We start from the raw sequence: 4,267 nt of genomic DNA, 5'->3' as shown, positions 1-4,267 counted from the left end.
ACCCCGCCGCCCATGAACAGCCGGAACGCGCCGATCACGATCACCACCAGGTTGAGATTGCGCCCCGCATTGCTGCTCGACAGGAAGCCCAGCCCCAGCCCGGCCATCGCCAGCGGGATGATCGCCCAGTTGGCCCAGCCGAGGAACGGCAGGAACGCAAAAAAGGCGAGGCCCAGTGCGACCAGGCCGATGATGAGTGAGACGATGTTCAGCATGGCCTGAATGTGGGAAGTGCAGCCCGGCGCACAAGATGGCCCTGCGACAAAACTCACAGGCTTGCCGATAGCGCGATTCGGGTTTACGCAAACGTCAACTTTGTTGGCCTGTAGATTTGTTTGGGGAGTGAGACATGGATCTGAATTTCAGCGCAAGCGACGTGGCCTTCCGCACGGAAGTGCGGGCCTTCATCAACGATAGCTATCCTGCCTTCTTGCAGGACAAGATTGATGAGGGCGAGGAAATGTCCAAGGACGATTTCCTGTCGTGGCACCGCGTGCTCGCGGCCAAGGGCTGGATCGCGCCGGCATGGCCGGTCGAATACGGCGGCACCGGCTGGACCGCGACGCAGCGTTACATCTGGTCCGAAGAAACCGCCCGCGCCGATTGCGTGCGCCTGATGCCGTTCGGCCTGTCGATGGTTGGCCCGGTGATCTACACCTTCGGCACGCCCGAGCAGAAGGCCAAGTTCCTGCCTGGTATCCTTTCGGGCGACGATTGGTGGTGCCAGGGCTATTCCGAGCCGGGCGCCGGTTCCGATCTCGCCTCGCTGCGCACCCGCGCCGAGCGTTTCACTGGTGAAGACGGCAAGGAATATTACCGCGTCAACGGCCAGAAGACCTGGACGACGATGGCGCAGCATGCCGATTGGGGCTTTTTCCTGGTCCGCACCGACACGACCGTGAAGGCACAGGAAGGCATTTCGTTCCTGCTCATCGACATGAAGACGCCGGGCATCACCGTGCGCCCGATCATCACGCTGGGCGGCGAGCACGAAGTCAACGAAGTCTGGCTGGAAGACGTGATCGTGCCGGTGGACAACCGCGTGTTCCACGAAAACAAGGGCTGGACCTGCGCCAAGTTCCTGCTGGCCCACGAGCGCACCGGCATCGCCGGCGTCGCCGCCTCCAAGCGCGGCGTTGAGCGCATCAAGGACGTGGCGCGCAGCACGGCTGACGGCAACGAAGCCCTGCTGGCCAATCCGTTCTTCAAGCGCAAGGTTGCCGAACTGGAAGTCGATCTGGCCGCGCTGGAATATACCGAACTGCGCACGCTGGCCGGCGAAAGCAGCGGCAAGGGCCCCGGCCCGGAATCCAGCCTGCTGAAGATCAAGGGCACCGAAATCCAGCAGCGCCTGACCGAATTGGCACTGGAAGCGGCCGGCAATTACGGCGCACCGTTCTTCCGCTCGATGGGTGAAGGCGATAACAGCTTTGCCGTCGGCCCGGACAGCGCGCGCCGCGTTGCCCCGGTCTATTTCAACATGCGCAAGACCAGCATTTACGGCGGTTCCAACGAAATCCAGCGCAACATCATCGCCAAGATGGTGCTGGGGCTATAAGCGTTCGATCATCACCCCGGCCCGCGCCGGGGTGATGGCATTCTTGGGGTCGGATACAAGGACGAACAAATGGATTTCAATTTCACCGAAGAACAGACCATGCTGCGCGACACGCTTTCGCGCTATCTGGCTGGCACGTATAATTTCGATGCCCGCCAAAAGGTCGTGCACGGCGGCAAGGGCTGGAACCCGGCCGTGTGGCAGGCCTTCGCCGAAGAGCTCGGCATCCTGGGCGCACCCTTCAGCGAAGCGCATGGCGGCCTTGGCGGCGGCGCGGTTGAGAACATGGTGGTGATGGAAGAAATGGGCCGCGCCATCGTGCTGGAGCCTTATCTGTCCACCGTGGTCATCGGCGGCGGCGCCCTGAAGCATGTCGGCGGCGCCATTGCGGATGCCGTTATCCCCGGCATCATCGCCGGCACCGTGCGCATCGCGCTGGCCGCTTACGAGCCGCATGGCCGCTATTATCTGAACGATCTGGCCACCACGCTCAAGGCCGGCCAGTTGAACGGTCACAAGGCCGTGGTTGATGGCGCAGCCCACGCCACCCACCTGCTGGTCACCGCCCGCACCGGCGGCGCTCAGCGGGACACCGGCGGCGTCGCGCTGCTGCTGATTCCTGCCGATGCCCCCGGCATCACCCGCCGCGATTACCTGACTGTGCACGGCAATTCTGCCAGCGAAGTCTATTTTGAAAATGTCGCGATCGGCGCCGAACATGTGCTGCGCGAAGACGCACTGCCGCTGATCGAAGCCGTGGTGGACGAAGCCACCGCCGCCCTGTGCGCCGAAGCCTGCGGCGTGCTCAAGGTGCTGCACGCCAGCACGCTGGATTATGCCAAGCAGCGCAAGCAGTTCGGCAAGGCCATCGGCGATTTCCAGGTCATCCAGCACCGCCTGGTCGACATGTTCATGGAAGTCGAACAGGCCGTGTCGATGACCATGATGGCCACGCTCAAGCTGGACACCGACGAACGCGCTGCTGCCGTATCGATGGCCAAGGCCAAGGTCGGCCGCGCTGCACGGTTTGTGGGCCAGAATGCCGTGCAGGTGCACGGCGGCATTGGCATCACCCAGGAACTGGCCGTCGGTCACTTCTTCAAGCGCGCCACCCTGATTGAAAACCAGTTCGGCAGCGTGGATTTCCACCTGTCCCGCTACGAAAGCATCGCTCTGGCCGCCTAACGCCTTGCGATTGCGGTAGAAAGGGCCGGGCAGGCAACTGCCCGGCCCTTTTCGTTTGTGCCCGCGACATCGGCCCGGCTTGTCCGCGCCGCGCCAGCGCGCAACACACGCCTGTATGAAAATACTTGTTCCGATCCTCGGCGATCAACTCTCCCACAGCCTGGCCAGCCTGCAAGCTGCGCCGAAGGCCGACGCCGTCATCCTGATGATGGAGGTGGCGGACGAGGCCACTTATGTGCCGCACCACCCGCAGAAAATCGCCCTGTTTTTCAGCGCGATGCGCCATTTCGCCGATGGATTGCGCAGCGCCGGCTGGACGGTGGATTATGTGACGATCGACGATCCCGCCAACACCGGCGATTTCGCCGGCGAAGTCACCCGCGCCGCCGCCCGCCACGCCGCCGCCCGCATCGTCACAGTGGCCGGCGGCGAATGGCGCGTGCTGAACGGCCAGAACAATTGGGCCGCTGCCACCGGCCTGCCCACCGACATCTTGGTCGACGATCGCTTCATCTGCACCATCGATCAATTCGCCGATTGGGCACAGCCCCGCAAGCGCATGACCATGGAGGATTTCTACCGCATCATGCGCCGGCAAACCGGCCTGCTCATGGACGGCGACCAGCCCATCGGCGGCCAATGGAATTTCGACGCCGACAACCGCAAAGCCGTGCCCAAGGGCCACCGCTTCACGCCCCCCGTCCGCTTCGCCCCCGATGCCATCACCGCCGACGTGATGGCGCTGGTCGCCAGCCGTTTCGGCAATCATTTCGGCAGCATCACCGGCTTCCGTTGGGCCGTCACCCGCGAACAGGCGCTCATCGCACTGGACGATTTCGTGCGCCACCGCCTGGCCGGCTTTGGCGATTATCAGGATGCGATGGTCACCGGCGAAGATGTGCTCAACCACAGCCTGCTATCGCCGGCGCTCAATCTCGGCCTGCTGTCCCCCCTCGAAGTCTGCCAGGCTGCCGAAGCCGCCTACCACGCCGGCACCGCGCCGCTGAACGCCGTCGAAGGCTTCATCCGCCAGATCCTCGGCTGGCGCGAATATGTGCGCGGCCTCTACTGGTTCGCCGGGCCGGAATACACCGCGCGCAACCACCTCAATGCCGCCCGCCCGCTGCCCGCCGCCTTCTGGGGCGCGCCCACCGATCTGAAATGCCTGTCCGAAGCCGTGGACAACACAAGCCGCAACAGCAGCGCCCACCATATCCAGCGCCTGATGATCCTCGGCAATTTCGCCATGCTGGTCGGCACCGACCCGCACGAAGTCCACCGCTGGTATCTCAGCGTCTATGCCGATGCCATCGAATGGGTGGAGGCCCCCAACGTCATCGGCATGAGCCAGTTCGCCGACGGCGGCCTGATGTCCACCAAACCCTACGCCGCCGGCGGCGCCTACGTGAACCGCATGAGCAACCACTGCAAAAGCTGCAAATACGACGTCAAAATACGCACCGGCCCCAAAGCCTGCCCCCTCAACAGCCTCTATTGGGATTTCCTCGCCCGCCACGAAGAGCA

At 63.7% G+C, this 4,267-nt stretch carries 4 protein-coding genes; 3 read left to right on the top strand and 1 reads right to left on the bottom strand.

The window, feature by feature from the left end:
- On the bottom strand, nucleotides 1–215 hold a 215-nt coding region (locus tag ABWP50_RS00020; RefSeq protein WP_353215936.1), incomplete at its 3' end, for a hypothetical protein.
- Between the two features lie 134 nt (nucleotides 216–349).
- On the opposite strand from ABWP50_RS00020, the gene ABWP50_RS00015 reads away from it, so the two are divergent.
- The 3 genes from ABWP50_RS00015 to ABWP50_RS00005 all read left to right on the top strand — a co-directional run.
- Nucleotides 350–1,558: an acyl-CoA dehydrogenase family protein gene (locus ABWP50_RS00015; RefSeq protein ID WP_353215935.1), complete on the top strand. Its 1,209-nt coding sequence runs from the start codon at nucleotides 350–352 to the stop codon at nucleotides 1,556–1,558.
- Nucleotides 1,559–1,627: 69 nt separating this feature from the next.
- Nucleotides 1,628–2,743: an acyl-CoA dehydrogenase family protein gene (locus ABWP50_RS00010; RefSeq protein ID WP_353215934.1), complete on the top strand. Its 1,116-nt coding sequence runs from the start codon at nucleotides 1,628–1,630 to the stop codon at nucleotides 2,741–2,743.
- A 115-nt stretch (nucleotides 2,744–2,858) separates the two neighbouring features.
- Nucleotides 2,859–4,267 (top strand): cryptochrome/photolyase family protein (locus ABWP50_RS00005; RefSeq protein ID WP_353215933.1); only part of this gene is annotated, 1,409 nt, incomplete at its 3' end.

This window comes from Sandarakinorhabdus sp., from assembly GCF_040398645.1.
Lineage (GTDB): Bacteria > Pseudomonadota > Alphaproteobacteria > Sphingomonadales > Sphingomonadaceae > Sandarakinorhabdus.
This window is presented reverse-complemented; position numbering and strand designations above follow the sequence as displayed.

Excerpts from the sequence above, each read along its gene's own strand:
- ABWP50_RS00015 (WP_353215935.1), top strand. The coding sequence starts at position 350 with ATGGATCTGAATTTCAGCGCAAGCGACGTGGCCTTCCGCACGGAAGTG.
- ABWP50_RS00010 (WP_353215934.1), top strand. The coding sequence starts at position 1,628 with ATGGATTTCAATTTCACCGAAGAACAGACCATGCTGCGCGACACGCTT.